The organism is Variovorax sp. P1_H12_2 (assembly GCF_056405335.1).
In genome coordinates this window covers 1-4474 of record NZ_JBFUCI010000481.1, presented here as the reverse complement: position 1 = coordinate 4474, position 4474 = coordinate 1, and the positions used below count along the sequence as shown (strand labels likewise).

At 68.1% G+C, this 4474-nt stretch carries 4 protein-coding genes; all 4 read left to right on the top strand.

All coding sequences use genetic code 11. The annotated features are described in order from the left end of the window. Nucleotides 1–721, top strand: a 721-nt coding sequence (locus AC1D2K_RS30590) for a geranylgeranyl reductase family protein (protein ID WP_478093672.1), incomplete at its 5' end; no start/stop codon positions are given. Between the two features lie 95 nt (nucleotides 722–816). Beyond that, nucleotides 817–1332 carry a DUF1269 domain-containing protein gene (locus AC1D2K_RS30585; protein ID WP_478093671.1) on the top strand — a complete coding sequence of 172 codons (516 nt, stop codon included), beginning with the start codon at nucleotides 817–819 and terminating at the stop codon, nucleotides 1330–1332. Nucleotides 1333–1380: 48 nt separating this feature from the next. Beyond that, entirely contained in the window at nucleotides 1381–2544 is a 1164-nt protein-coding gene (locus AC1D2K_RS30580) for a cytochrome c oxidase subunit II (RefSeq protein ID WP_478093669.1), read from the top strand. 26 nt (nucleotides 2545–2570) lie between these two features. Beyond that, on the top strand, nucleotides 2571–4337 hold the full coding sequence (gene ctaD / locus AC1D2K_RS30575; protein ID WP_478093674.1) for a cytochrome c oxidase subunit I: 1767 nt from the start codon (nucleotides 2571–2573) through the stop codon (nucleotides 4335–4337). Nucleotides 4338–4474 lie beyond the last annotated feature (137 nt).

The window sequence follows — 4474 nt, the reverse complement described above, 5'->3', positions numbered from 1 at the left end:
CACCGTGCCTCTGAGCGCCGCGGGCCTCTGCGAGCGGCGCGCGCCGAGCGGCATCGCCCTTCGCGGCTACGTGAAGAACGAAGCCATGGTCGACCGCGTCACCGACCTCGACGTGGTGTGGCATCGCGCGCTGCGGCACGGCTACGGCTGGATCTTTCCGTGCGCGGGCGGCGTGTTCAACGTCGGCGTCGGCTTCATCGGCCCGGCCGATGTGAACCTGCGCGATCTGTTCGATGCCTTCACGCGCGTCCACCCGCCCGCCCGCGAGCTGATGGCGTGCGGCATGCCGCTCGGCCCGCTCAAGGGCGCGCCGCTGCGCTGCTCGCTCGGCGGAGCGCGCTGGTCGCGCGCCGGACTGCTGGTGGCGGGCGAGGCTGCGGGAAGCACCTATTTCTTCACCGGCGAAGGCATCGGCAAGGCGCTGGAGACCGGCATGCTCGCCGCTGAAGCGATCGGCGCGGGGCGTGACGAAGGACGGGACGACGCGGGAGTGCGCGCACGCTACGAAGCCGCGTTGAGCGCGCTGAAGCCGCGCTTCGCCGAGTACGAGCAGGCCAACCGCATCAACAACCACCCGTGGCTGGCCGACCTGCTCGTCTGGCGCGCGAGCCGCAGCGACAGCATCCTGAACCGCCTGAGCGGCGTGCTGGAGGAAACCCACGACCCGGGCGATCTCGTGACGGCCCGGGGCGTCCTGCGGCTGTTTCTGCCTCTGGGTTGAAGAGGTTCGTCGGCCRCCGACTTGATAACGGCGTCCCTTGGGCATATAAGTGGTCATGGTTCCTTATTGCGTCGCGAGACGGAAAGGAGGGCCCCATGCGGAGACGAACTTTCTGGCTGATGCCGGACCCGGCGAGCGCCAGGCGAGCGATGCACGATCTCGTGCAGGCGCGCGTCGACGTTGCGCGCATTCATTTCGCCGCGGCGGACGGCGCCGACATGACCGGGCTTCATGCGGCGAACGTGTGGCAGACCTCGGACCTCGTTCACGCGGCCAAGACCGGCTGGGTGGTCGGAACGGCCTGCGGCATCGTCATCGGCCTGATCGCCGCGCTGATGTTTCCGATCGTGGGCGACGAGCCCGAGTGGGAACTGGYCGTGGTGCTGGGCGTCCTCGGCGGCGTGACCGGCGCGTGGTCGGCGAGCATGATCGGCATATCGATCCCGAGTCCCCGCCTGCAGCGCTTCGAAGGCGCCATGGCGCAGGGCTGGATTCTCCTGATGGTGGACCTGCCGCGCTCGCGCGCGCAGGACATCGAGACGCTGATGCGGACCGCGCATCCCGAAGCCCTGTTCGAGGGCGGGGAGCAGCAGGTCCCGGCGTTCCGCTAGCGGCGCGCACGAACCGCGCAACGACGATGACGAGTCAAGGTGCCGCCCATGATCATGGCTGTCGCCCTGCTGCTCATCGTGATCGGTTCCGTGCTGTTCCATTGGCTCAATCCTTGGTGGACCACCCCGCTGGCGTCCAACTGGCAGCAGATGGACGACACCCTGACCATCACGCTGGTGATCACGGGCATCTTCTTCGTCGCCATCAACCTGTTCGTCGTCTACACGCTGGTGCGCTTCCGTCATCGCGACGGTCGCCGCGCGGCGCATGAACCCGAGAACAAGAAGCTCGAGCGCTGGCTGATCGGCGGCACCACCGTCGGCATCATGGCGCTGCTGGCGCCCGGCCTCGTGGTGTACGCGAACTATGTCCGGGAGCCGCGCGACGCCCTCGTGCTGGAGGTGCTGGCCCAGCAGTGGCAATGGCGCTTTCGCTTCCCGGGCGAGGACGGCAAGCTGGGCGCGACCGATGCGCGCTTCTTCAGCGCCACCAATCCGTTCGCCATCGACCCCGCCGACCCGGCCGGGCAGGACGACCTCCTGATCGCCTCCGACGAGGTGCACCTGCCGCTCGGCAAGCCGGTGTTGGTGCTGCTGCGCTCGAACGACGTGCTGCACGACTTCTTCGTGCCGCCCTTCCGCGCCCGGATGAACACGGTGCCGGGGCAAGTCAGCCGCTTCTGGTTCACGCCGACCGTCGCGGGCCGCTTCGAAGCGCTCTGCGCGCAGTTGTGCGGCGTGGGCCATCCCAACATGCGCGGCTTCGTGGTGGTGGAGGATCCGGCGGCCTACAAGGCCTGGCAGGTGGCGCTGCCGACCTTCGCCAGGACGCAGGCCAAGGCCCCCGAGGCCCCGTCCGGCGGCGAGGCGGCCGGCGGCGCCGGCGCACGCGTCGAACAGGGCCGCGCGCTGGCGGACGCCAAGGGCTGCGTGGCCTGCCACACGATCGACGGCAGCCCGCGCGTGGGGCCGACCTGGAAGGGCCTGCACGGCAAGACCGAGACCATGGCGGACGGCTCGACCGCGCTGGTCGACGAAGCCTATCTGCGCAGCTTCATCCGCGATCCACAGGCCCGCCACGTGAAGGGCTTCCCGCCGGTCATGCCCAAGATCGAGCTGAGCGATGAAGAGCTGGCCGCGCTGGTGGCCTATATCCAGAGTCTGGGCAGCCCGCCGGCGCAGGCTGCCACCGAACAGAAGGCTCCGCGATGAACCCTTCTTCGCCCTCGGGGTCCGCCATGGCCCATGACGCCGACGCCGAGCACCACGCGCCGCAGAGTTTCCTGACCCGCTATGTCTGGAGCCAGGACCACAAGGTGATCGCGGTCCAGTACGCCTGCACCGCGATCGCGGTCGGCGTGGTGGGCCTGGTGCTGTCCAACCTGATGCGGCTGCAGCTCGGCTTTCCGGGCCAGTTCGAGTTCATCAACGCCGAGCGCTATTACCAGTTCGTGACCATGCACGGGATGATCATGGTCATCTACCTGCTCACGGCGCTGTTCCTCGGCGGCTTCGGCAACTACATGATTCCGCTGATGGTGGGGGCGCGCGACATGGTGTTCCCCTACCTCAACATGCTGAGCTTCTGGGTCTACCTGCTGTCGGTGGTGGTCCTGATGGCGAGCTTCTTCGTCGAGGGCGGACCCACCGGCGCGGGCTGGACGCTGTACCCGCCGCAGTCGATCCTGCCCGGCACGCCGGGCCATGCGGGCGGCATCGTGCTGATGCTGGTGTCGCTGGTCATCTTCATCGTGGCGACGACGATGGGCGGGTTGAACTACGTGACCACCGTGCTGCAGGCGCGCTGCGAAGGCATGACGCTGCTGCGCATGCCGCTCACGGTGTGGGGCATTTTCGTCGCCACCATCCTCGCGCTGCTCGGTTTTCCGGCGCTGTTCGTCAGCGGCGTGATGCTGTTGCTCGACCGCACGCTGGGCACCAGCTTCTTCATGCCGGCGCTGGTGTCGATGGGGCAGGTGACCGGCTACAAGGGCGGCAGTCCATTGCTGTTCCAGCACCTGTTCTGGTTTTTCGGCCATCCCGAGGTCTACATCGTGGCGCTGCCGGCCTTCGGCATCGTCTCCGACCTGATCAGCGTGCACGCGCGCAAGAGCATCTTCGGCTACCGCATGATGGTGTGGGCCATCGTCGCCATCGGCGGACTCAGCGTGGTGGTCTGGGCGCACCACATGTTCGTGAGCGGCATGAACCCGTACTTCGGCTTCTTCTTCGCGACCACCACGCTGATCATCGCCGTGCCCACGGCGATCAAGGTCTACAACTGGCTGCTGACGCTGTGGCGCGGCGACATCCACCTGTCGGTGCCGATGCTGTTCGCGCTGGCCTTCGTCTGCACCTTCGTCATCGGCGGGCTGACCGGGCTGTTCCTGGGCAACGTGAGCGTGGACATTCCCCTGTCCGGCACCTACTTCGTGGTGGCGCACTTCCACATGGTGATGGGCGTGGCGCCGCTGCTGGTGGTGTTCGGCGGCATCTACCACTGGTTCCCGAAGATCACCGGCCGCATGCTCGACGACCGGCTCGGCCAGCTGCATTTCTGGATCACCTTCATCGGCACCTACCTGATCTACTTCCCGATGCACTACCTCGGCGTGCTGGGCATGCCGCGGCGCTACTACAACTTCGACGGCTACAAGTTCATTCCGCCGTCGGCGTTCAGCCTGAACGAATTCATCAYCGTGATCGCGCTGATCGTGGGCGTCGGGCAACTGCTGTTCATCGTCAATCTCGCGTGGAGCGCCTGGCGCGGCCGGCCGGCCGACGCCAATCCCTGGCGTGCCGCCTCGCTCGAATGGCAGACGCCGACGACGCCGCCGGGCCACGGCAACTGGGGGCCGCGGCTGCCGGTGGTCTACCGCTGGGCCTACGCCTACGGGGTGCCGGGTGCGGCGGAGGATTTCATCGCGCAGAACGCCCCGCCGGAAGCCGGGGGCGAGGAGCCCGAATCGGAAGGCCGGGGCGAAGTTCGAGGGGCGCCGGCATGAGCGCAGCGCCACGTCGCTCCCAAGCCAGCTCGGAGGTCGCCTGATGAGCCCGGGCGCCGCCTTGGGCGTCCGCGGTGTCGACCGCGGCGGCCGGCTTCGCGATGCGCGCGCGAGCGCGGCCAGCATCGGCCTGTGGG

Coding starts and splice junctions, on each gene's coding strand:
- AC1D2K_RS30580 (WP_478093669.1), top strand. CDS start 1,381: ATGATCATGGCTGTCGCCCTGCTGCTCATCGTGATCGGTTCCGTGCTG.